The organism is Acidovorax sp. FG42, assembly GCF_057809195.1.
In genome coordinates this window covers 84,025-105,163 of the sequence record NZ_JBMDJM010000015.1, presented here as the reverse complement: position 1 = coordinate 105,163, position 21,139 = coordinate 84,025, and the positions used below count along the sequence as shown (strand labels likewise).

Genomic DNA, 21,139 nt, shown 5'->3' with positions numbered 1-21,139 from the left:
GGGCGAGGGCCGCAAAGCATACCGCAGGCCTTTGCGCCGTGCAGTGCGTTCAACCCGGATCTGGCGCGCCCGCAGGTCCCAACGAAGATCCGCGCACCACCAGCAGGCCCGGCAGCAGGCTCTCGCGTGCAGGGCCTTCCAGGCCGTTGATGCGCTCCAGCAGGCACTGCGCGGCGCGTTGCCCGATGGCATCGGTGGGCTGTGCCACGGCGCTCAGGCCGGGCCGGATCAGCGACGCCCACTCAGGGTCGTCAAAGCCCACAAAGCCCAGCTGTTGCCCAAACGTCCACCCCATGCGCGAGACGGCTGCAGCCACCCGCAGCGTGACCACCGAATTGCCCGCCACCACCGCGCAGCGCTCGCCGGGCCGGGCCTGCCGCAGCAGATCGGTGAGTGCCTGGTCCAGCACCTCATCGCCCTGCTCCGCTGCCAGCTCCAGCACTGTGCCGCGCACCGCCGAGCGCTTGGAGGACACCAGCGCACGAAAGGCCTCCGTGCGCTCGATGCGGGAACTCACGCCCAGCAAGGGCTGGGTGATGTAGAGCAGACGCTGCCAGCCTTGCTGCTGCAGATGGGCACAGGCTTCGCGCATGGCGCCCTGGTTGTCCAGCGAGACGAAGTCTGCCGCCAGCCCGGCGTGGCGCCGGTCCACCAGCACGGCGGGTTTGCCGTGCAAGGTGTTCACATCCGCCTGCCCCTCGCCCTGCCCCAGCGTGTTGAGGATGAACCCATCCACCTGGTAGCTGGCTAGCGCGTCGATGGCCGCGCGCTCGCGCTCGCGGTCGTTGCCCAGGTTGAACAGCATGACCAGGTAGCCGGCGTCCTGGCAGGCCTTCTCGGCGCCGCGCAACACGGCCACCGAATAGGGGTTGGTGATGTCGGCCACCACCAGCCCAATCAGGCGCGAGCGGCCATGGCTCAGCGCCTGGGCCATGGGGCTGGGCACGTAGGCCAGCTTGGCGATGGCGGCCTCAACCCGCGCCGCAATGTCGGGGCTGAGCAGGCGTTCACGGTGGTTGAAGTAGCGCGACACCGTGGCCTTGGACACACCGGCCTCGGCCGCCACGTCGGCGATGGTGGGGCGGGCGCGGGGCGTGGCGGAGGGTGCGGGTGTCGGCGGGCTCATGCGGGTATGGGGCTGTACACGGCGGCGGGCCGTTCGCCCGCCAGGGCCTGCAGCAGATTGGTGGTGGCCAGCGCCGCCATGGCATGGCGCGTGTCGTGCGTGGCCGAGCCGATGTGGGGCAGCGGGGTCACGCGCGGGTGGGTGCGCAGGGGCGACGCCAGCGGCAGCGGCTCGGTGGCAAATACATCGAGCCCCGCTGCGCGCAGCGGGCCATGGTCCAGCGCGTGCAGCAGGTCTTGCTCCACCACGGTGGCGCCCCGGCCGCCGTTGATGAAGATGGCGCCGGGCTTCATGGCCGCAAACAGTTCGGCGTTGACCATGCCCCGCGTGCTGTCGGACAAGGGCAACATGGCCACCACAAAGTCTGATTGCGCCAGCAGCGGGGGCAGCGGCGTGTGGATGGCCTTGCCCTGCAATTCAGGGGCCTGGGCTGCCAGATCCACCGGGCGGCGGGCGTGGTACATCACCGGCATGCCAAACCCCAGTGCGGCGCGGCGCGCCACGGCCTGGCCAATGCGGCCAAACCCGAGCAGTCCCAGCGTCTTGCCATGCACATCGCTGCCAAACAGGTCTTCTCCAATGTTCTTCGTCCACCGGCCCTCGCGCACTAACTGCGACAGCTCCACCAGCCTGCGGCTGGTGGCCATGAGGAGGGCAAACACTGAGTCTGCCACCGTTTCGTCGAGCACTCCGGGGGTGTGGCACAGCATGATGCCGCGCGACTGCAGCACGTCCAGCGCGTAGTTGTCCACGCCCACCGACACGCTGGACACCACCTGCAGCCGGGGCGCATGCTCCAGCACGGCGGCATCGATGGGAAAGCTGGAGCCGATGAGCCCGTGCGCCTGCGCCAGCGCCGCGTCAAACCGCGCGCGCTCGTCGGGCTTGCGCGGGTCGGCCACTGTCACGTCGTGCACGGCAGTCAACCGCGCGAGCTGGTCGGGCGGCAGCTCGCGAAACACCAGCACTTGCTTGCGCGTTGGGCTTGTGCTGCCGTCTGATGAAGGTAGCGCCAGGCTCACAGGCCCGCCTCCTGCAGTTGTGCACGGGTGGGCAGCCCCTCGGTGTCGCCCAGCACCTGCACGGCACGCGCGCCAATCCAGGCGCCTCGGCGCACCGCGGCGGGCACGTCCAGGCCTTCCAGCAATGCACTGATCACGCCCACCGCAAAGCCGTCGCCTGCGCCCACGGTGTCCACCACCTGGGCCACAGGCACGCCGGGCACGCGGCCGGTGCCGGCCACATCGCTGTCGTAGTACGCGCCCTCGGGGCCGAGCTTAACCACCACCAGCTTGGCGCCCCGCTCACGGTAAAAGCGTGCCACACCCTCAGGGGTGGTTTCGCTGGTCAAAAACACGCCCTCTTCCATGCCAGGCAGCACCCAGTCGGCATAGGTGGCCAGGGTGTTGATCCAGTGGCGCATGGTCTCGGGCGACGACCACAGCGTGGGGCGAAGGTTGGGGTCGAACGAGATGGTGCGGCCCGCAGCGCGCATCACCTCCAGCGTGCGGATGGCGGCCTGCAGGCTGGTGTCGGAGATGGCGGCAAACACGCCCGTGGCATGCAGATGGCGCGCGGACCGCAGCCAGGGTTCGTCCACGTCGGCGGGCCCCATCTGGCTGGCGGCAGAGCCCTTGCGGTGGTATTCCACCTGCGGGTCGCGGCCATCCATCACGCGCTCCTTGAACTGGAAGCCCGTGCGCTGCGTGGCATCGCACACCACGTGCGAGCAATCAATGCCTTCGCCTTGCATGGCAGCCAGCAGCGCGCGGCCCATCGAATCGGTGCCCAGGCGGCTGGCCCAGCCTACCTTCAGGCCCAGGCGCGCCAGGCCAATGGCCACATTGGTCTCGGCCCCGGCAGTGCGCTTGTGGAAGCCGGTGGCGTTCTCCAGCGGGCCCGGCTCATTGGCCACCAGCAGCAACATGGCCTCGCCAAACAGAGCGACGTCGAAGGCTGAATCGCTCATGCGGCCTCCCGCGCAGCGCGGATGAAGGCTACCTGCTCGCGCGTGACGGCCACCAGGTCGTCGCCCACCAGCGGGTATTCGATGGCATGCGGCACATCGGCAGGCAAGGCACGCAGCACAGCGCGCCATGGCGCTACCGAATCGGCCAGCGGCACCGCCACCCACTTGGCGGGCAGGCGCTGCACGCCTTTGCAGTGCACATAGCGCACATAGGGTGCCAAGGCCTGCGCGGCTTGCAGCGGGCATTCGCCCTGCCAGTGCCAGTTGCCCATGTCAAAGGTCATGCCCAGGTCGAGCCCCGCCTGCGCCTGGGCCGCAAAAAAGGCCTGCATGGCGGCCAGCGTACCGGCAGTGGCGGTCTGGTCGTTCTCGATCACCAGCTCCACCTGCGGGGCGGCCTGCAGCAGGGCCTTGAGGCGTTGCAGCGAGGCATGCGACGAAGGACCAAAGCCACCAATCGACATCTTCAGGCGCGGCGCACGCAGCACCTGCGCAGCCTGCACGCCACGCGCCAGGGCTGCTTCGTCCAGCGCGCCCTGCGGGGTCCACAGGCCTTCGGGGCTGGAGTACACCGCCGCCCGGCCCGCCAGCGCGGGCAGCTCGGTGGCCGCATCGCGCAGCAGCTCGCCACGCACCTCCACGCCGTCCGCGCCCGCTTGCTGGGCCAGGTCGGTGCACCACAGCTGGCCGTGGCGACCGGTTTCGGCCGCGCCGAAGGAGGACAGGGAAATCAATACCTTCATGTGTTTCTTTCAGGCCGCGCCCCCACGGGGCGAAGGCCATCAACCGCACGACCTGTCAGGTCTCAATGTGCGTGGGTCTGTGCGTGGGTTTCAATGTGCGTGGTGGGAACTCAGGATCTGGCCCAGGAACTGCCGCGTCTTGTCGTGCTGCGGCTGGCCGAAGAACTGCTGCGGCGGCGCCTGCTCCAGGATCTTGCCGTCGGCCATGAAGATCACCCGGTCGGCCACACTGCGGGCAAAGCCCATCTCGTGCGTCACGCAGAGCATGGTCATACCGTCTTCGGCCAGGCTGATCATGGTGTCCAGCACTTCCTTGACCATCTCGGGGTCGAGCGCCGAGGTAGGCTCGTCAAACAGCATCACCTTGGGTGCCATGCACAGCGCCCGCGCAATGGCCACGCGCTGCTGCTGCCCACCCGACAACTGGCTGGGGTGCTTATGCGCCTGCTCGGGGATGCGCACGCGGGTCAGGTACTTCATGGCCACTTCTTCGGCCTGCGCCTTGCTCATGCCGCGCGAACGCATGGGGGCCAGCGTGCAGTTTTCCAGAATGGTCAGGTGCGGGAACAGGTTGAACTGCTGGAACACCATGCCCACTTCGGCGCGCACGGCATCCACGTTCTTGCCGCCTGCGGTCAGGTCGATGCCATCGACCTCGATGCGGCCCTTTTGCACCGTCTCCAGCCGGTTGATGCAGCGAATCAGCGTGGACTTGCCCGAGCCCGATGGCCCGCAGATCACGATACGCTCGCCGGGCCGCACCGACAGGTTGATGTCGGTGAGCACCTGGAAGCTGTCGTACCACTTGTTGACCCCTTCCATGCGGATGATCGGCGGGGTGCCGGGGGCGGTCGTGACTGCGTCGCTCATCAATGGCTCCTTATCGTTCAGGCAGGCTTACTGCAGCTTGGGCAGGTCGGCGCCCAGCCACTTCTGGTACAGCTTGTTCAGCTCGCCATTGGCGGTGTTGCGGGCCACAAAGTCGTTCACGGCCTTGGTCAGCTCGTCCTGGCCGGGGCGCAGGGCGATGCCCATGGCTTGCTGCAGCAGGTTGAACTTGTTCTCGAAGGTGTTGGCAGGCACGCGCTTGGCGATCTGCGCCGCCACGGTGACCGAGCAGCCAATCGCATCGACCTGGCCCGAGATCAGCGCCTGCATGGCCGATGCGTCGTCGTCAAAGCGGCGGATTTCGGTGCCCTCAGGGGCGGCCTTGGTCACAGCCACGTCTTGGGTGCTGGCACGGGCCACGCCCACGCGCACGGTTTTCAGATCGGCAGCGCTCTTGATGTTGGCGCCGGTCTTGCCGTACAGCACGATGGTCGCGGCCGCGTAGGGCTGCGAGAACTGCACCTGCTTGGCACGCTCGGGCGTGATGGCCAGCGAGGCCACCAGCACATCCACCTTGTTGGTCAGCAAAAACGGAATGCGGTTGGGGCCGGTGACGGGCACGATGTTGGCCTTCACGCCCAGGTCCTTGGCCAGCAGCTTGGCCACGTCGGCGTCGTAGCCGTCGGGCTGGTTTTGTGCGTTGGTGGTGCCGTAGGGAGGAAAGTCCACCAGCATGCCGATGGTGATCTCACCCTTCTTCTTGATGTCCGCCACGGACTGTGCCGAGGCCAGCGGCGCAAACGCCGTGAGGGCAGCACCGAGGCCCAAAGCAGCCAAAGCGGCGGTAGCGGTGCGGCGTTGCAAAGAAAAAGTCATCGCATGTCTCCTGGTGGTTGGTGTGAACGAGAACAGAAAGAAAAGATGGTTGCGGCGCGTGGATCAGCGCGCCAGAGCACGGGCGCGCTTGCGCTCCATGCGTGCGGCCAGCAGCGACAGCGGCCAGCAGATCACGAAGTACAGCGCGGCCACGGTGGTGAACACATGCAGCGGCTGAAAGGTGGCGTTGTTGATGATCTGCCCCGCCCGCGTGATCTCCGTAAAGCCGATGATGGCGGCCAGCGACGTGCCCTTGATGATCTGCACCATGTAGCCCACCGTGGGCGGCAGCGCAATCTTGAAAGCCTGGGGCAACACCACAAACCGCATGCGGGCCACGTACTTGAGGTTCAGGGCCTGGGCGGCCTCCCACTGGCCGCGTGGCACGGCCTCGATGCACCCGCGCCAGATCTCGGCCAGAAACGCCGCGCTGTTGAGCACCAGCGCCACGCCCGCCGCCACCCAGGGGTTGATGTCAAACCCCAGCACCGGCGCGCCAAAGAAGATCAGGAACAGCTGCAGCAGCAGCGGCGTGCCCTGGAACACCTGGATGAACACCCGCGCCGCATTGCGCGCCGCAGCGTTCTCTGAGGTGCGCGACAGCGCCACCACCAGCCCCAGCAGCGCACCGCCGACGAAGGCAATGGCCGACAGCGCCAGCGTCCACTGCGCGGCCTGCACGATGAAAAGAAACTCGGAGAGTCCGAAGGTACGCATGGCAGGCTTTCCTCAGCGACGGTCTGGGTAATTCAGCATGCGCTGATAGATCAGCTTGAACAGCGCCGAGAAACTCAGCGCCAGCGCCAGGTAGATGGCCGTCACCACGATGTAGATCTCAAAGCTGCGGAAGGTCTGCGACTGCAGGTTGGCCGCCACCGAGGTCAGGTCGTCCGCCGAGATCACCGACACCACGGCCGAGCTGAGCATCAGCAAGATGAACTGGCTGGTGAGCGCCGGGTAGATGGCCTTGAGCGCGGGCTTGAGGATGACAAACCGAAAGATCTCCCACGGCTTGAGGTTGAGGGCCTTGCCCGCCTCGATCTGCCCCTTGGGGATGGACTCGATACCCGCCCGCACGATCTCGGCCGCATAGGCCCCCAGGTTGACCACCATGGCGGTGAGTGCTGCGGTGTAGGGCGACCAGCGCAGGCCGATGGACGGCAGCGCGAAGAAGAAGAAAAACAGCTGCACCAGAAACGGCGTGTTGCGGATGACCTCGATGTACGCGTTGATCAAAAACCGCCGCCAGAGCGGCCCGCCGGTCTTGCCCCAGGCGCAAAAGATGGCCACCACCAGCCCCAGCAAGGTGGCGGTGAGCGACAGCTGCACGGTGATCCAGGTGCCCTTAAGCAGCAAGGGCCACGCGGCAAACACGGCATCGAACTGGAACTGGTAATTCACGGTGGACAGTCGTTATTCCAAAGTGGCGCCAGTTTATGAAACCGGTTTCATAACCACATCAGGGAATACCCGATGCACCCCAAAAAGGGGCTGAAAACACCTGAAGACGCTATGACCGGCGCTGATCTCGCTGGCGGTGGTGCGCAAGGCCGCAAATAGGCTCCCAGCCCGCACTGGCTCGGCGCGTGGGTGAAAATGCCGCATGCCTTCCTTCCACCCCGAACCCCCTTTCACCCACGGCCAGGCCGACCGCACTGCCGTGTTGCTGTGCAACCTGGGCACGCCCGACGAACCCACGGCCCCGGCCGTGCGCCGCTATCTGGCGCAGTTTCTGGGTGACCACCGCGTGGTGGAGATCCCCAAACTGCTGTGGATGCCTATCCTGCACGGCATCATCCTGCGCACGCGCCCGGCCAAGTCGGCCGCCAAATACGCCAGCATCTGGACGCCCGAGGGCTCGCCCCTGGCGCACTGGACGGCCAAGCAGGCCACGCTGCTGCGCGGCTGGCTGGGCGAGGCAGGCCACGCGGTGCTGGTGCGCCACGCCATGCGCTACGGCAACCCCTCCATCGCCAGCCAGCTCGATGCGCTGAAGGCCGAGGGCGCCACGCGCATCCTCATCCTGCCGCTGTACCCGCAGTACTCCGCCACCACCACGGCCAGCGTGTTTGACGCCGTCTACACCTGGGCCGCCGCCACGCGCAACGTGCCCGAGCTGCGCTTCGTGAACCACTACCACGACGCCCCCGGCTACATCGATGCTCTGGCGCGCACCATCGAAACGCACTGGAAGCACCACGGCCAGCCCGACCAGCTGGTGATGAGCTTTCATGGCGTGCCCGAGCGCACCCTGCACCTGGGTGACCCCTACCACTGCGAGGCCCGCAAGACCGGCCGCCTGCTGGCCGAGCGCCTGGGCCTGCGCGAGGAGCGCTACCGCATCACCTTCCAGTCGCGTTTTGGCAAGGCCAAGTGGCTGGAGCCCTACACCCAGCCCACCATCGAGGCGCTGGGCAAGGCGGGCACGCGGCGGGTGGACGTGGTGTGCCCCGGCTTCACCAGCGACTGCCTGGAGACGCTAGAAGAAATCAACATGGAAGTGCGCGAGGCGTTTTTGCACGCGGGCGGCAAAGAGTTTCACTACATCCCCTGCCTGAATGACAACCACCACTGGATCACCGCCCTGAGCCGCGTGGCCCAGCAGCATCTGGCGGGCTGGCCTACCGAGGCCCCCACCGCCGCCGCACTGGCCGATGCGCGCAGCCACGCGCTGGCCGGTGGTGCGCCCGCCGGGGTATGCCCGGTGGCGCATTGATGCAGCTGCCGCTGCAGACGCCCATGCCATTGCGCATCCGAACGGGAAAGCGAATGGCTCCGGGCGGCCTGCACGCCCGGCGTCATTCACTACATTATTGATAGCAACCAGGGCATATTGCACTAGCGCATCTGCCCGTTTTGGCTCATATTTGGTCACCAGGTGCTACACGGCTGCCTGCCACGCCCTCCGCACCGTCCTTCTGCCCTTTCGCCCTCCCCCACCCACATCAATGCCCGCATTTGCCCTTGCCCCCCACCAGTTGCGCCTGACCATTGACCCCGCCACGCTGGGCTTTGCCAGCACCGCCGAGCTGCAAGACTTGCCCCTGCCCTGGATCGGGCAGGAGCGTGCCCAGGCCGCTGCGCAATTTGGTCTGGCGATGCAGCAGCCGGACTACCACCTGTTTGTGCTGGGCGAAGTGGGCAGCGGGCGCGCGTCATTGCTGCGCCAGGCCATGCAGGCCGAGGCCGCAAAACGCGCGGTGCCGCCCGACCTGTGCTACCTGCACCACTTTGACCAGCCCGACCGCCCCCGCGCGCTGCGCCTGCCCGCAGGCGAGGGCCGCCTGCTGCGCCAGGGTCTGGCCGACATGGCACGCAGCCTGCAGGCCGACATCCCCAAACGCCTGACCAGCCCCGACTTCAAGGCCGAGGCCGAGCGCATTGAAAAGACCTGGCAAACGCAAGAGAACGAAGCCTTTGCAGCGCTGGACGCATTTGCCGAAGCGCGCCAGTTCCGCCTGAGCCGCGAGGCCGGGCACATGGTGTTCACCCTCACCGGCCCCAAGGGCCAGCCGCTGACCGAAGGCGAAGCGCGCGCCCTGCCCCGCGAGCGCCGCGCCGAGATCGACGCCGCCGAGCTGGAGCTGCGCGCCGAGATCGCCAAGTTTCTCGAAACCACCCGCCCGCTAGAGCGCACGCGGGACGACGCCCTGGCCGCCCTGCGCCGCCAGACCATCAAGCCCCTGGTGGAGCACGCGCTGCACGGCATCCGCCAGGGCCTGCGCAAGCAGATCAAGGACGCCGTCAAGCTCACGCAGTGGCTGGACCAGGTAGAGCGCGCCGTGCTGGACCACATTGACCTGTTCGAGCCCGGCGACGCCGACCAAGGCCAGGACGCCGAAGACGACCGCAAGGATGCGCTGGACGACCTGCTGGCCCGCTGCCAGGTGAACGTGGTGGTGGACAACCACGGCCGCACCAGCGCCCCCGTGGTGGTGGAAGACAACCCCACCGCCCGCACCCTGTTTGGCAGCATCGAACACGGCGCCGACGCCGACACCGTGCAGGCCGACCACGCCAGCATCCACGCGGGCAGCCTGCTCAAGGCGCATGGCGGCTTCATCCTGCTGCACCTTCACGACCTGGCCGCCGAAGAAGGCCTGTGGCCGCGCCTGCGCCGCTTTCTGCGCTGCGGGCGCCTGCAGATCGAGGACGGCAGCGGTGGCGGCGGCGCCGCCCATGCGCCCGGCGGCGCCGTGGCGCTGCAGCCCGAGCCGGTGGACGTGGATGTGAAGATCGTGCTGATCGGATCGGTGGAGGAGTACTACGCCCTGCAGGAGGCCGACCCCGACGCCGCACGCCGCTTTCGCGTGAAGGTGGACTTTTCAGACCGGTTCATCGCCACCCCCGGCACCCACCAGTCCTCAGCCATCCTGGTCGCGCAAGTCTGCAAAAAACGCGGCCTGCCCCACTTTGCCGCCGACGCCGTGGCCCTGCTGCTGGAGCAATCGCACCGCGAGGCCGACGACCAAGGCCGCCAAAGCGCGCGCTTTGCCCACACCGAAGCACTCGCCATTGAAAGCGCCGCGCTGTGCCAGGCCCGCGCAGGCACCCTGGTGCAAGCCGCCGACGTGCAGGCCGCCCTGGCCGCCCGCACCTTGCGCCACAACCAGCCCGAAGAAGAACTGCACGAATCCATCACCGAAGGCGAGCGCCTGATCACGCTGCAGGGCTCCATCACCGGCCAGATCAACGCCATGACGCAGATCGACCTGGGCGACTACCGGTTTGGCTTCCCCGTCCGCATCACTGCGCGCACCTTTGCCGGGCAAGAGGGCCTGCTCAACATCGAGCGCGAGGTCGATATGTCTGGCCCCATTCACGACAAGGGCGTGCTCATCCTGCACAGCTACCTCACCGCGCTGTTCAGCCACGTCGCGCCGCTGGCGCTCAATGCATCCATCGTGTTCGAGCAGGAATACAGCGGCGTGGAAGGCGACTCCGCCTCATGCGCCGAGCTGTACGCGCTGCTGTCCAGCCTGTCAGGCCTGCCCCTGCGCCAGGGCATCGCCGTGACCGGCGCATTGAACCAGCACGGTGAGGTGCTGCCCGTGGGCGGCATCAACGAAAAGATCGAAGGCTGGTTCCGCGCCTGCGCAACGGCGGGGCTGGACGGCACCCACGGCGTGCTGATCCCCGCCCGCAACCAGCGCCACCTGATGCTGGACCGCAGCGTGCTGGACGCGGTGGAGCGCGGTCTGTTCCACGTCTACACCATGGGGCATGTGAGCGAGGGCATTGCGCTGCTGACGGGCGAGGCATCGGGCATGAGCCCGGCGGAGCTGCTGCAGGCGCAGGACGACGAGCTGGCCGGAGGGGCGGCCACGGTGGAGGACACGGTGATGCAGCGGGCGGAGGTGACGCTGCGGGCGTATCGGAGGGCTTGTCAGGTGGCCGGGGGGGCGCGGAGGGGGCGCGCCGTTCGGGGGCGCTAGCTCGCTCAGTGCGCCGAAGACTAAAGGCGCTGGTGGCCGGCACCCGCGATCGACCGCCCTGAACCGAGGAACAGCTCAGCGCTGACCTCATTGTTCTTGTTTCGCTCCATGCAACGTCAAACGCCGATCAGGTGTTTGACGGTGAGGTGACATGGTTTTGTTAGCGGCTATGAACGCCGGGCTGAGTCATTCGCCACGAGCAGCCTGGGCCATGCCTTGATCCCCACCGGTCAATCGAGGGGTAGCGCCGCGCAGGGCCGTGTGACGCCCATCCTGCAGCGTGACCTGATGGGGTCAAGGCCGGGTTGTCATGCAGGCAGTTTGGCTGCAAGCAGTTCGACCTTCTCGATGTTGGGCGGAGAACTCAGCAAAGTCGCGGCGTTGGCCATCAAGGCCGCGGCGATCTGGCCGTTCAGATGTGCCTGGCGACCTGCCTCATCGGCGAAGGCATCGAACACACCGAAGGTCGAAGGGCCAAACTTCAATGCGAACCAGGCCGTGGTGCCGGACTCGGCGTTGGCGAGCGGCAGTGCGCTGGCCAGGAAGTCGGCAAGCGCAGCCTCCTGGCCGGGTTTAGCTTCGAGGCGAACAAACAGGGCGAGCTTGGTCATGCTGTATTCCTTTGGGTAAATGGAAAAGTGGGCGAAGGGATCGACGAGACTGCAGTCTAAGTCTTCATGCCAGACATCTCCAGTGGCAATAATGACAACATTGATATCATTGTTACCATGAAACTCCACATCCTTGTTTGTGATGGCGTGTTTGATCTGGGGCTTGCGGCGCTCACTGACACAGTAGGCTTGGCCAATGCGATGGCAAGCTCGCTGCCACAGGCTCCCGCGCACATAGAGCTCACGCTGGTGGGTGTGCGGCGTCGCATCCGAACAGCGCAAGGCTTGACGGTGCCCGTGGTCACTGCGCATGGTGTGCCCGAACCAGACGTGGTACTCGTGCCCGCGTTTGGCGACAAGATGCCTGACACGCTCTCGGCTCGGCTCACACGCCCCGATGTGCCCGATGCGGTCGCCGCGCTACAGCAGTGGTCCACCGCTGGCGCGCACCTTGGTGCCGCTTGCTCCGGTAGTTTCTTGCTTGCAGAGAGTGGCCTGCTTGATGGGCATCGTGCAACGACGTCATGGTGGCTGGGGCCGATGTTTCGGAAGCGCTATCCGAACGTCACGCTGGACGAGTCACGCATGATCGTGAACTCGACACGCTTCACCACCGCGGGTGCCGCTTTGGCCCACGTCGACTTGGCCTTGCGCATCATCCGAGGGCGCAGTCCGGCGCTGGCGGCCCTGGTGGCACGCTATCTGCTGGTCGAGACACGCAGTTCGCAAGCCGAGTTCGTGATTCCCGACCACCTTGCGCATGCCGACCCGATGGTGGAGCGCTTCGAGTGCTGGGCCAGACGTCGGCTCGCGCAGGGGTTCTCGCTGACCGAGGCGGCCAGCGCCGCAGGCACAAGCGAGCGCACCTTGGCGCGGCGGCTGCAAAGCGTTTTGGGAAAGACACCCCTGTCGTATTTCCAGGACCTGCGCGTGGAGCATGCCGTCCATCTCTTGCGCACCGGGAACGCCAGCGTCGACCAGGTCGCCGCACAGGTCGGGTACTCGGATGGAGTGACCCTGCGGGCCCTGTTGCGCCGCAAGCTGGGCCGGGGTGTCAGGGAGTTGCGACGCGGTGGGTGACCAAAGGCGTTTGGTGCGTGCACGGCCGGAGACCGCCGCGAAACTGTCGGTAGCAAAGCCTTCCCAACCCGTGTCCACTACATCGTGCGTTGGGTGCAAAAGCACCAGCCGTGCAAAAGCCGTCTTCAGTGACCTTTCGAATGTCTGAGTATTGGGAAACTGTTACCTTTATCACTGCTTTCTGTTCAGTAACCAGTAACCTGGATTTTCATTCGCATGCTATTCAATCCACTTCAAGTAGGTTCTGTCACTCTGCCCAACCGCATCCTTCTGGCACCACTGACACGCGCCCGTGCCGACGCTGGCCACATGCCCAACGCGCTGATGGCCGAGTACTACAGCCAGCGTGCCACCGGCGGCCTGCTGATTTCCGAATGCACCATGGTGGCGCCCGGTACATCGGCCTTTGTCAATGAGCCTGGCATCTACAACGACGCGCAGATTGCAGCCTGGAGGAAGGTGACCGACGCGGTGCACGCCAAGGGCGGACGCATCTTCATGCAGATCTGGCACGCTGGCCGCGCAGCCTACCCTGGCGCCGCCGATGGCGCCCCCATTGTCTCCAGCAGCGCCACCGCCATTGAGGGTGAGATCCACACGCCCCAAGGCAAGGTGCCGCACGCGGTGCCCCACCCCCTGACCGTCGACGAGATTCCCGGCATCGTGGCTGCGTTTGCTCAAGGTGCGCGCAACGCCATTGCTGCCGGCTTTGATGGCGTGGAAGTGCATGGCGCCAACGGCTACCTGATTGACCAATTTCTGCGCGACACGCCCAACCAGCGCACCGATGCCTACGGTGGCTCGCTGGAGAACCGCGCCCGCTTCCTGTTCGAGGTGCTCACCGCCGTGACCCAGGCCATCGGCTCCGAGCGCGTGGGGCTGCGCCTGTCGCCGCTCAACAGCTACAACAGCATGAAGGACAGCGACCCGCTGGCCCTCATCGGCTTCCTGGCCGATAAGCTCAATGCCTTCAAGCTGGCCTACCTGCACGTGATGCGCGCCGATTTCTTCGGCGTGCAGAAGGCCGATGTCATGCCCGTGGCGCGTGAAAAGTTCAAGGGTGTGTTGGTGGGCAATATGGGTTACAGCGCTGATGAGGCAGAGGCAGCCATTGCCGAAGGTAAGCTTGACGCTGTGGCCTTTGGCACCGCCTTCCTGGCTAACCCGGACCTGCCCACACGCATCAGGGCCAAGGCACCGCTGAACGCGCCTGACTCCAACACGTTCTACACAGGTGGCGCCAAGGGCTATACAGACTATCCGACACTGCAGGTCGCATAAATCACCGCCCCAAAAGATCGAAGAAACGAGCCACTTTGTACCCAAGGCTCTGCCCTTCGATCTTGCGAAGCTGTGAATCGATGGCGTCTACCGAGTGTTGTGCGCCATCACGATTTTTAATGGATAAGTTGCCTCGGTTTGCTTCGCCGCCCGCCGAACTCGTACGACGTACATCGTTTCCGGTTCAATCAGTACCGAGGCCGCACTATCCTCCCATCCTGAGGTGACGGTTAGGCCGCGAACGGCAGCCCGCCGCTACTTACCGGCGGCTCAAGATGCAAACGTGATCTTCTGCTTTGGGCCGGGAGCAGCCAGCCATTACCCCCTGGTTACTTGCCCAAAACCTGCCTATTTAACAGGGATCGGGTACCGACTACGCCAGACCCGTATGCGCCCGCAGCCACGCCACAACATCCCCCGTCACCTCATCCCGATTCGTCTCATTCAAGATCTCATGCCGCGCGGCTGGGTACAGCTTTAACGCCACATCGGCCACACCGGCATCGCGATACCGCTGCCCCAGTTGCTCCAACAACACCCCGCCTGCGGCCAGCGGGTCTGCGTCGCCGGATGCGATGAGGAGGGGCAGGTCGCTGCGGATGCGCGCGAGTTGCGCGGGGTCGGCCAGCCGGGGGGCGGGGGCGAAGAGTGAGGGGATCACATCGGGTGGCACGTCCCACCCGCACCACGGGTCGGCCACGTAGGCATCGACCTCGGCAGCGTCGCGCGACAGCCATTCGTAGCCGGTGCGGTGCTCAAAGCCTGCGTTGAAGGCCGCGAGCCCCGCGGGGGCATCAGCAGGCGCGTTGGCCATGGCGGCGGCGAACAGGTCGAGGGCTGTGGAGCCTGAAAGGATGACGCCGGACCAGGTGGATGAGTGGTCCAGGATGGCCGCCTGCGCTGCGAACGAGCCCATGGAGTGGCCGAACAAAAAGAGTGGGAGCTGCTGCGGCCCATGCTGCGCACGCAGCAGTGCGCCGAACTGGGCCACGTCGGCAATGAGGCCGCTGAAGCCTGCGCTGCCAAAGTCGCCCAGCTTGCCACCTGCCGTGCGCCCGTGGCCGCGATGGTCCACGGCGTGGACGATGAAGCCTGCGGCGTTCAGGGCCCGCGCAAAGCGGTCGTAGCGCTCGCCATGCTCGGCAAGGCCGTGGGAGATTTGAACGACGCCCACCGGTTGGCCCGGGGTTTGGGCCCAGGTGTAGGTGGTGATGCGCGTGCCGTCGGCGGTGGACTGGAAGGAGGAGGTGGTGGTGCTCATCGGGTCATTCTGGCATGGGGTCTGGCCAGCGCGCCACGATGAAATTGCCACTGGCGTGGCCGCCACCACCTTCAGCGTGGCGCGCGGGCCGCCTGCAGTGCTGCGCGAATTGCGCTGACCACAGCCTCGGGCTTCTCCAGGGGGATGCCGTGCCCGCTGTCCACCCACACCTGGGTGGAGCCGGGGTAGAGGTGGGCGAAGTCGGCGCGTTTTTGGCGCACCTCTTCGGCCAGCGCAGATGAAGCCCCCGGGGTTTGCAGTGCGCTGAGCACAAACACGGGCAGGGTTGGGTCCACCGGCAGGCTGACAACGCGCTGCCCTGTGGCGTCCAGCGCTGCCAGCTCTTGTTTGACCACGTCAGAGGTGCCCAGGCGGAAGGCCACTTTCAGCCAGGTCGGCCACAGGTCGGGGTTGCCCGCCCCGCGCATCTGCTCGGGGTGGGTGGAGTCCACCAGCACCAGCGCGGCCACCTCGGCGGGGTATTGGCGCGCGTACAGCTGCATGTACAGGCCGCCCAGCGAGTGGCCGACCAGCACATAAGGCGGCGGTAGCTGGCGGGCCCGGAGCAAGGCCCGCAGCTCTTGCACCACCTGCGCCCCATCGCGCGGCTGGGGCGACGCATCGCTGCGGCCGTAGCCCGCGCGGTGGTAGGCCAGCGCGCGGGTTTCTGCCACGGTGTCGGGCCAGACCTTGGCCCACCAGTCCAGCCGGGCGCCCAGCCCGTTCTCAAACACCACCACGGGGGTGCCCTGCCCTGCCTGCACGTATTCGACCGTGCGCCCGTCCACCGTGTCGGTGGTGGCGCCGGGCAAGCTGGCGCAACCGCTCAAGCAGGCCGCCAGCAGAAGGCTGGCCCAGTGCCATGGCTTCATGGTGCAAGGCCCGTTGCAGACAAGGGTTTGGCCCGCAGGCTAAAGCGGTGCGGTGCCATTTAGCAGCGCCCTGCAGTGCGCAGCAGTGCGTTGCATTCTTTGGGCGCACTGCGGCCCTGTGGCTGGGCGGCTGCTGCCGGTGCCTGGGCGCCGCCGTTGCCTGCGCTTCCCACCATGGCGGTGCAGATGGCGTCGGAGTGTGGCGTCTGGCCGAAGGTCATGGCCTTCTGAAAGCCCGTTACTCCGTACACGTAGCACCGGTAGCTAGCGCCGTCGCGGGTGTTGACGGTGTAGTTGATGCGGCCGCCGGTTTCCTCTTGCCGGTCGGTGATGGTGAACTGGCCTGCCGTGCGGCCAATGGCTTGCCCCGTGCGCTGCTCCAGGCCTGCCTGGTCGAGGGTGGACGCGCAGCCGGTGAGGAATGCCATGGCTGCGACAAGGCCAGCGACGGAGGTGAGAGACAGGGGGTGGTTGCGATGGTTCATGGTGTGAGTGGCAGTGATGGGAGGTAGTGGGTGAGGGGGCGAGGCCACGTAGGCAAAAAGGGGGTGATGACGGCAGGGCCGCAGCAGGGCGAATGTCAGGGTGCCCTTCTGCAGTCCATGGGATAAGCGCAGGGGACCGCTAGCGCATGCGTAGGCAAAGCTCCGCCCGGCGGCCTTGCAAAGCCGCCAGCCTGTGTGGAAGGGAGTGGGTAAAACCTAGCCCGGTTTGCGGGCCACGATGAAGGCGCGAATGTCCTTGCCGCGCGTGCCGTGCCGCTCGGTGCAGACGATTTGCAGGCCCTGCTGCACCATGGCCGAGCGGAGCCGCTGTTCGTCAAAGGACAACACCGGCGGGGCCTTGCCGATGGCGCGCATCAGGGGCACGGCCAGGTAGGGGATCAGCGGGTTCATCTCTGCGATGCAGGCGGTCTTGGAGATCAGCAGCCCACCCGGGCGCAGCACTTTCACCAACTGCCTGAGCGCATCGTCCAGATCGCTCATTAGGTGCAGCACGTTGAAGGCCAGCACTGCGTCGTACACCTCGGGCCCCGGCGCCATGGCCTCTGCGTCGGCCACGGCGAAGCGCAAGGCGGGCGACGGCTGCGCGGCCAGCCGCTGGTGGGCGATGGCGATCATCTGCGACGACACATCGGTGGCCAGCAGGCTGCGGGTGAAGGGCGCCAGGCGCAGCGCCGTGCTGCCGGTGCCGCAGCCGATCTCCAGCACGTCATGCTGGGGCGACAGCAGGCCCTGCACGCGCTGCAGCGTGGCCTCGTACCCAGCGAGGTCGGCAATGGGGTCGGTGGCGTACTTGGGTGCAATGCGGTCCCAGAAGCGCGCTTTGGCTGACGCAGCCGGCGGGGTGGCGGCGGAGGGCAATGCGCGGGAGACGGGAGCAATGGCAGAAGACGACATGGTGTGCAGACCGGGTGAAGCGCTGAAGCAGCGAAGTACAGAGGTGCAATGAGCAACACCCAAATGCTATCCATGCATTGAAGCGCAGGAAACTGCGATAAATTGCAGTGAAGATATACGTTTACGCATGGATAACCTCGACTGGAACCAACTGAAGGCGTTCTTGCAAACGGCGCAGACCGGCTCGCTGTCGGCCGCCGCACGCAAGCTGGGCCTGACCCAGCCCACCCTGAGCCGGCAGGTGGCCGCCATTGAGCAGCAGATGGGCGTGACCCTGTTTGAGCGCGTGGGCAAGGCCATGGTGCTCACGCCCACGGGGCTGGACCTGCTGGAACATGCCCGCGCCATGGGCACTGCTGCAGCGGCCCTGGGACTGGCCGCCAGCGGGCGGTCGCAGGCGGTGGGGGGCGTGGTGTCGGTGTCAGCCACCGACGTAGTGGCGACGCACTTGCTGCCCCCCATCCTGCAACGCCTGCGGGCACAGGCGCCCGGCATTGCGGTAGAGGTGATCTCGTCCAACGCGCTGAGCGACCTGCAACGCCGCGAGGCCGACATTGCCATCCGCCACGTGCAGCCCGAGCAGCCCGAGCTGATCGCCCGCCTGGTGCGCGAGGCCCGGGCGTGCTTTTACGCGTCGGAGAGCTGGGTGCAAGCCCACGGCCACCCGCGCAGCGCGGAGGACGCGGTGAATGCGGAGTTTGTGGGTTCTGACCGCGCTGGCCGGTACCTTGCCTACCTGCGCCACTACGGCTTGAACCTGAGCGAAGACAACTTCACCTGCTACGCAGACCACACCGTGACCCACTGGGCGCTGGTGCGCCAGGGCATGGGCATCGGCGCCATGATGGACGAGATCGCCCGCGAAACACCGGGCATCGTCCGCGTGCTGGACGATGTGGCGCCGGTGCGTTTTCCCGTCTGGCTGGTGTCGCACCGCGAGCTGCGCACATCACGGCGGATACGGGTGGTGTTTGAGGCGCTGGCCGAGGGGCTGGCGGTAGATCACTAAAGGTCCGCACCGAAGCCTGTGGAGGACGAGCAAGGCAACGGAGAAAGGGCCACCGCAGCGCAAGGTGAATGCCGGCGCACTACCCTCGCGACAACGCCAGCACCCTGATGAACATGACGACACCGCACGCCGTGAACCCGCCACACGCCTCACTTGACGCTGCTACCGTGGGCGAGATCATCCAGATGGCGCTGAGCGACCATGTGAGCGTTGCGCAGATCCGCGCCGCCCACGGTCTGCACCACGATGAAGTGAAGGTGCTGATGCGCACCCACCTGGCGCCGGGCAGCTACCGGGCGTGGCGCAAGCGGGTGAGAAAGTTTGGGGAGCGCCGGGAGAACTACAAGTAGGCGATGGAGCAAGCGCCGCTCGGCACCTTTTCAGCACGTGTTCAGCGCCCGTTCAGCCTGGTACCGGCAACATGGCGGCAAGGGTCAAGGCGGCATGTGACCCCCGCCCCTTCTTCACCTTTAGCCGCTGCAGGAACCACCATGAACACCGACCTCAAGAACTTTGTACTCCCCATCGCCCGGGCCGTCTCCGCCACGCTGTTTTTTGTGTTGAGCGTGGCTTTTGTCTCGGTGCCGTACAGCCTGGAGCAAGACCCCAGCGACGCGCAGCAACTGACGCACCCAGTGGCCCCGCGCCACATGACCTGAGCCTGAGTGCCTGCGCAACCCACAGGGGCCCGGACAGGCCCCATCAAGCGGGCAAATCCAGGCGGGCCCAGGCGGCCATCACCTCCGGCTGCTTCTTGATCCAGTCGGCCGACATCATGTTGGCGCCCCAGTGGTGGATGCGCGCCACTCCCTCCCCCATGTTCCACAGGTGCCGCAACTGCACAAAAAGCGGCAAGGCAGCGAGGTCGGCATCGGTGACACGGCCGCCGCCTGCGCGGTAGCCAGCCAGGTACTGCTGCCAACGCTGGAGCAAGGCTTCGTCAGGCTCCATGGGGGCTTTGCGTGGCAGGTTCGACCACAGCCACACACACAGGTCATAGGCCAGAAACCCCGGCCCGGCGTCATCAAAATCGAAGAACGCGGCGCGGCGCACGCCCTCGGCATCGGTGTACACATGGTTGTTGAACCCATGCGTGTCTCCGTGGCACATCACGCGGGTCAAGGTGCCTTCAACATTCGCCAACTCGCCCAGAAGGCGGTGGATCAGTTCGCGGTAGGCATCCAGCACGGATGGGGCCAGCTCGGGATGGGCGGCAAGGTAGTCCAGCGTGCGGCCTGCCAGATGGTGGCCGTCCAGCACGTACAGGCTTGCGGGGCCGGTGTAGCTTTGCGCGGCGGTGTGAATTTGCGCCAGTGTGGCGCCGGTCAGGTGCAAGTCTTCGGGCGTATCGGGCACGGCTCCTTCGCAGTGGCGGAAGAGGACCAGCACACGCGGGCCCTCGGGGAACGGCAGTGCCACGCTGGTTGCACCGTTTGCAGCCAACACGGGGGAAGCCACGCCCACGCCCTGCGACTCCAAATGGGTCAACAACGCCAGCTCAAAGTCCACATTGAACGGACCACGCGGTCGGATGGCACAGAGCCTTGCCACGTAGCGGCTGCCATCCGCTGCCCGCACCGCATAGTTGTCATTGAGGTTGCGGCGGATCAGGTAGCACTGCTGCACGGGCAGGCCGTAGTGGCGTTCTACCCACTGCCCCACAGACGCGGCTGTGGCCGTGGTGTGGGAGGCAAACAGGATCGTGTCAGGCGATGGGGTTGAATGCATGCGGCATTCTGCATGCAAGCCGTACGAGGGGTGCGGGCGGGCACGGAGAGAAAGCGACCCAGGGCACGCCTTGGGGCGAAAGGCCCGCTAGCGCTTACTGGTTTTACGGACGCAGTATCAAAACCATAGCACCGCGCGCCACGCTTACCAGGGGAGTTGCGCGCCGCTGTAGGCGTAGAAGCGGCCCGTCTCCTCAGGCGTTAGCCCATCCAGCACCCGCAGCATGTCGCCCGCCGCATCCACTGCCGGGCGGCCAATTTCTGCGCCGTTGAACGGGGCTGACAAGGCTGAATTGACGGTGCCGGGGTGCAGCGCCACCAGCACGGCCTGCGGGTGGGTGCGGGCCACTTCGATGGACGCCGTTTTGACCAGCATGTTGAGCGCGGCCTTGCTGGCGCGGTAGCTGTACCACCCGCCCAGGCGGTTGTCGCCAATGCTGCCCACCTTGGCCGACAGCACGGCCAGCAGGCTGCGGCCCTGCTTGGGCAGCAGCGGCGCAAAGTAGGCCAGCACCAGCGCGGGGCCAAAGGTGTTGGTGCGGAAGGTGGCTTCCATCTGCGCGTAGTTCAACTGGCCCAGGCGCTTTTCGGGCATGCCGTGGGGGCCGTGCAGCAGGCCTGCAGCGTGGATGATGCAGTGCCACGGGCCCTGGGCCTTGAGTTGCTGGGCGGCTGCGGCGATGGTAGCTTCGTCATCCAAATCGACCGCCGGGTGGGTGTGGCGGCCCAGCCCCACGGCCAAGGCGCAGCGCGGATCGGCCTGCAGGTGGGCGAGGAAGGCACTGCCGATGGCGCCGGTGGAACCGATGACCAGGGCGCGGTAGCCGTCGGGCAGCGACTGCAAAGAAGTGAACGGCGTTGCGGTGGGTTGTGCTTGAGACATGGCGCGGTCCTGCGGTGAGGGTGTCGTGGGGTGGTTCG

The 21,139-nt window shown here is 66.4% G+C and carries 22 protein-coding genes; 7 read left to right on the top strand and 15 right to left on the bottom strand.

Annotated features, from left to right (window positions below; genetic code table 11):
- Positions 1–49 precede the first annotated feature (49 nt).
- The 8 genes from ACODSM_RS16210 to ACODSM_RS16175 form a co-directional block, all read right to left on the bottom strand.
- Positions 50–1,126, bottom strand: a complete 1,077-nt coding sequence (locus tag ACODSM_RS16210; protein WP_488806069.1) for a LacI family DNA-binding transcriptional regulator — start codon at positions 1,124–1,126, stop codon at positions 50–52.
- Positions 1,123–2,148 carry a 2-hydroxyacid dehydrogenase gene (locus ACODSM_RS16205; RefSeq protein WP_488806067.1) on the bottom strand — a complete coding sequence of 342 codons (1,026 nt, stop codon included), beginning with the start codon at positions 2,146–2,148 and terminating at the stop codon, positions 1,123–1,125. The genes ACODSM_RS16210 and ACODSM_RS16205 overlap by 4 nt, the downstream gene beginning before the upstream one ends.
- Positions 2,145–3,095 (bottom strand): sugar kinase, encoded by a 951-nt coding sequence (locus tag ACODSM_RS16200; RefSeq protein WP_343736420.1) that lies wholly within the window; start codon positions 3,093–3,095, stop codon positions 2,145–2,147. The genes ACODSM_RS16205 and ACODSM_RS16200 overlap by 4 nt, the downstream gene beginning before the upstream one ends.
- Entirely contained in the window at positions 3,092–3,838 is a 747-nt protein-coding gene (locus tag ACODSM_RS16195) for a sugar phosphate isomerase/epimerase family protein (RefSeq protein ID WP_488806065.1), read from the bottom strand. Before ACODSM_RS16195 ends, ACODSM_RS16200 begins: the two co-directional genes overlap by 4 nt.
- Positions 3,839–3,928: 90 nt before the next feature.
- Positions 3,929–4,708: an amino acid ABC transporter ATP-binding protein gene (locus ACODSM_RS16190; protein ID WP_056638118.1), complete on the bottom strand. Its 780-nt coding sequence runs from the start codon at positions 4,706–4,708 to the stop codon at positions 3,929–3,931.
- A gap of 27 nt (positions 4,709–4,735) precedes the next feature.
- A complete protein-coding gene (locus tag ACODSM_RS16185) occupies positions 4,736–5,542 on the bottom strand; it encodes a transporter substrate-binding domain-containing protein (protein WP_015014908.1) in 807 nt (268 codons plus the stop codon).
- Positions 5,543–5,605: 63 nt separating this feature from the next.
- Positions 5,606–6,259, bottom strand: coding sequence for an amino acid ABC transporter permease (locus ACODSM_RS16180; RefSeq protein ID WP_015014909.1), 654 nt, complete (start codon positions 6,257–6,259; stop codon positions 5,606–5,608).
- Between the two features lie 12 nt (positions 6,260–6,271).
- Entirely contained in the window at positions 6,272–6,943 is a 672-nt protein-coding gene (locus ACODSM_RS16175; RefSeq protein WP_488806062.1) for an amino acid ABC transporter permease, read from the bottom strand.
- A gap of 202 nt (positions 6,944–7,145) precedes the next feature.
- On the opposite strand from ACODSM_RS16175, the gene hemH reads away from it, so the two are divergent.
- Positions 7,146–8,258: a ferrochelatase gene (hemH, locus tag ACODSM_RS16170; protein ID WP_108498418.1), complete on the top strand. Its 1,113-nt coding sequence runs from the start codon at positions 7,146–7,148 to the stop codon at positions 8,256–8,258.
- A gap of 232 nt (positions 8,259–8,490) precedes the next feature.
- Entirely contained in the window at positions 8,491–10,977 is a 2,487-nt protein-coding gene (locus ACODSM_RS16165; protein WP_488806060.1) for a Lon protease family protein, read from the top strand.
- Between the two features lie 308 nt (positions 10,978–11,285).
- On the opposite strand, the gene ACODSM_RS16160 is transcribed toward ACODSM_RS16165, so the two are convergent.
- Positions 11,286–11,588, bottom strand: a complete 303-nt coding sequence (locus ACODSM_RS16160) for a putative quinol monooxygenase (RefSeq protein WP_007182542.1) — start codon at positions 11,586–11,588, stop codon at positions 11,286–11,288.
- Positions 11,589–11,705: 117 nt separating this feature from the next.
- Between ACODSM_RS16160 and ACODSM_RS16155 the strand changes: the two genes are divergently transcribed.
- Together ACODSM_RS16155 and ACODSM_RS16150 are read left to right on the top strand one after the other, a co-directional pair.
- Positions 11,706–12,668, top strand: a complete 963-nt coding sequence (locus tag ACODSM_RS16155; protein ID WP_172727634.1) for a GlxA family transcriptional regulator — start codon at positions 11,706–11,708, stop codon at positions 12,666–12,668.
- Positions 12,669–12,884: 216 nt separating this feature from the next.
- Positions 12,885–13,949 (top strand): alkene reductase, encoded by a 1,065-nt coding sequence (locus ACODSM_RS16150; RefSeq protein ID WP_343736424.1) that lies wholly within the window; start codon positions 12,885–12,887, stop codon positions 13,947–13,949.
- Between the two features lie 373 nt (positions 13,950–14,322).
- Here the strand turns inward: ACODSM_RS16150 and ACODSM_RS16145 are convergent, their stop codons facing one another.
- From ACODSM_RS16145 to ACODSM_RS16130, 4 genes are all read right to left on the bottom strand, one after another.
- A complete protein-coding gene (locus ACODSM_RS16145) occupies positions 14,323–15,210 on the bottom strand; it encodes an alpha/beta fold hydrolase (RefSeq protein WP_488806051.1) in 888 nt (295 codons plus the stop codon).
- Between the two features lie 71 nt (positions 15,211–15,281).
- Positions 15,282–16,082: an alpha/beta fold hydrolase gene (locus tag ACODSM_RS16140; RefSeq protein WP_488806049.1), complete on the bottom strand. Its 801-nt coding sequence runs from the start codon at positions 16,080–16,082 to the stop codon at positions 15,282–15,284.
- Positions 16,083–16,141: 59 nt separating this feature from the next.
- Complete coding sequence (locus ACODSM_RS16135) at positions 16,142–16,567, bottom strand: hypothetical protein (protein ID WP_488806047.1); 426 nt, start codon at positions 16,565–16,567, stop codon at positions 16,142–16,144.
- A 216-nt stretch (positions 16,568–16,783) separates the two neighbouring features.
- Positions 16,784–17,482 (bottom strand): class I SAM-dependent methyltransferase, encoded by a 699-nt coding sequence (locus ACODSM_RS16130; RefSeq protein ID WP_488806045.1) that lies wholly within the window; start codon positions 17,480–17,482, stop codon positions 16,784–16,786.
- 127 nt (positions 17,483–17,609) lie between these two features.
- Between ACODSM_RS16130 and ACODSM_RS16125 the strand changes: the two genes are divergently transcribed.
- The 3 genes from ACODSM_RS16125 (at position 17,610) to ACODSM_RS16115 (ending at position 19,150) form a co-directional block, all read left to right on the top strand.
- Complete coding sequence (locus ACODSM_RS16125; RefSeq protein ID WP_488806043.1) at positions 17,610–18,491, top strand: LysR family transcriptional regulator; 882 nt, start codon at positions 17,610–17,612, stop codon at positions 18,489–18,491.
- Positions 18,492–18,604: 113 nt separating this feature from the next.
- Positions 18,605–18,841 (top strand): DUF2805 domain-containing protein, encoded by a 237-nt coding sequence (locus ACODSM_RS16120; RefSeq protein WP_488806041.1) that lies wholly within the window; start codon positions 18,605–18,607, stop codon positions 18,839–18,841.
- A 141-nt stretch (positions 18,842–18,982) separates the two neighbouring features.
- A complete protein-coding gene (locus ACODSM_RS16115) occupies positions 18,983–19,150 on the top strand; it encodes a hypothetical protein (protein ID WP_488806039.1) in 168 nt (55 codons plus the stop codon).
- Positions 19,151–19,193: 43 nt separating this feature from the next.
- On the opposite strand, the gene ACODSM_RS16110 is transcribed toward ACODSM_RS16115, so the two are convergent.
- Complete coding sequence (locus tag ACODSM_RS16110) at positions 19,194–20,219, bottom strand: phosphotransferase enzyme family protein (protein ID WP_488806037.1); 1,026 nt, start codon at positions 20,217–20,219, stop codon at positions 19,194–19,196.
- 144 nt (positions 20,220–20,363) lie between these two features.
- Complete coding sequence (locus tag ACODSM_RS16105) at positions 20,364–21,101, bottom strand: SDR family NAD(P)-dependent oxidoreductase (protein ID WP_488806036.1); 738 nt, start codon at positions 21,099–21,101, stop codon at positions 20,364–20,366.
- Positions 21,102–21,139: the final 38 nt, after the last annotated feature.

Bases quoted from the DNA above. Each gene is read 5' to 3' on its own strand.
- ACODSM_RS16210 (WP_488806069.1), bottom strand. From the start codon at position 1,126: ATGAGCCCGCCGACACCCGCACCCTCCGCCACGCCCCGCGCCCGCCCC.
- ACODSM_RS16200 (WP_343736420.1), bottom strand. From the start codon at position 3,095: ATGAGCGATTCAGCCTTCGACGTCGCTCTGTTTGGCGAGGCCATGTTG.
- ACODSM_RS16195 (WP_488806065.1), bottom strand. From the start codon at position 3,838: ATGAAGGTATTGATTTCCCTGTCCTCCTTCGGCGCGGCCGAAACCGGT.
- ACODSM_RS16190 (WP_056638118.1), bottom strand. From the start codon at position 4,708: ATGAGCGACGCAGTCACGACCGCCCCCGGCACCCCGCCGATCATCCGC.
- ACODSM_RS16185 (WP_015014908.1), bottom strand. From the start codon at position 5,542: ATGACTTTTTCTTTGCAACGCCGCACCGCTACCGCCGCTTTGGCTGCT.
- ACODSM_RS16180 (WP_015014909.1), bottom strand. From the start codon at position 6,259: ATGCGTACCTTCGGACTCTCCGAGTTTCTTTTCATCGTGCAGGCCGCG.
- hemH (WP_108498418.1), top strand. From the start codon at position 7,146: ATGCCTTCCTTCCACCCCGAACCCCCTTTCACCCACGGCCAGGCCGAC.
- ACODSM_RS16165 (WP_488806060.1), top strand. From the start codon at position 8,491: ATGCCCGCATTTGCCCTTGCCCCCCACCAGTTGCGCCTGACCATTGAC.
- ACODSM_RS16160 (WP_007182542.1), bottom strand. From the start codon at position 11,588: ATGACCAAGCTCGCCCTGTTTGTTCGCCTCGAAGCTAAACCCGGCCAG.
- ACODSM_RS16155 (WP_172727634.1), top strand. From the start codon at position 11,706: ATGAAACTCCACATCCTTGTTTGTGATGGCGTGTTTGATCTGGGGCTT.
- ACODSM_RS16150 (WP_343736424.1), top strand. From the start codon at position 12,885: ATGCTATTCAATCCACTTCAAGTAGGTTCTGTCACTCTGCCCAACCGC.
- ACODSM_RS16145 (WP_488806051.1), bottom strand. From the start codon at position 15,210: ATGAGCACCACCACCTCCTCCTTCCAGTCCACCGCCGACGGCACGCGC.
- ACODSM_RS16140 (WP_488806049.1), bottom strand. From the start codon at position 16,082: ATGAAGCCATGGCACTGGGCCAGCCTTCTGCTGGCGGCCTGCTTGAGC.
- ACODSM_RS16135 (WP_488806047.1), bottom strand. From the start codon at position 16,567: ATGAACCATCGCAACCACCCCCTGTCTCTCACCTCCGTCGCTGGCCTT.
- ACODSM_RS16130 (WP_488806045.1), bottom strand. From the start codon at position 17,482: ATGTCGTCTTCTGCCATTGCTCCCGTCTCCCGCGCATTGCCCTCCGCC.
- ACODSM_RS16125 (WP_488806043.1), top strand. From the start codon at position 17,610: ATGGATAACCTCGACTGGAACCAACTGAAGGCGTTCTTGCAAACGGCG.
- ACODSM_RS16120 (WP_488806041.1), top strand. From the start codon at position 18,605: ATGACGACACCGCACGCCGTGAACCCGCCACACGCCTCACTTGACGCT.
- ACODSM_RS16115 (WP_488806039.1), top strand. From the start codon at position 18,983: ATGAACACCGACCTCAAGAACTTTGTACTCCCCATCGCCCGGGCCGTC.
- ACODSM_RS16110 (WP_488806037.1), bottom strand. From the start codon at position 20,219: ATGCATTCAACCCCATCGCCTGACACGATCCTGTTTGCCTCCCACACC.
- ACODSM_RS16105 (WP_488806036.1), bottom strand. From the start codon at position 21,101: ATGTCTCAAGCACAACCCACCGCAACGCCGTTCACTTCTTTGCAGTCG.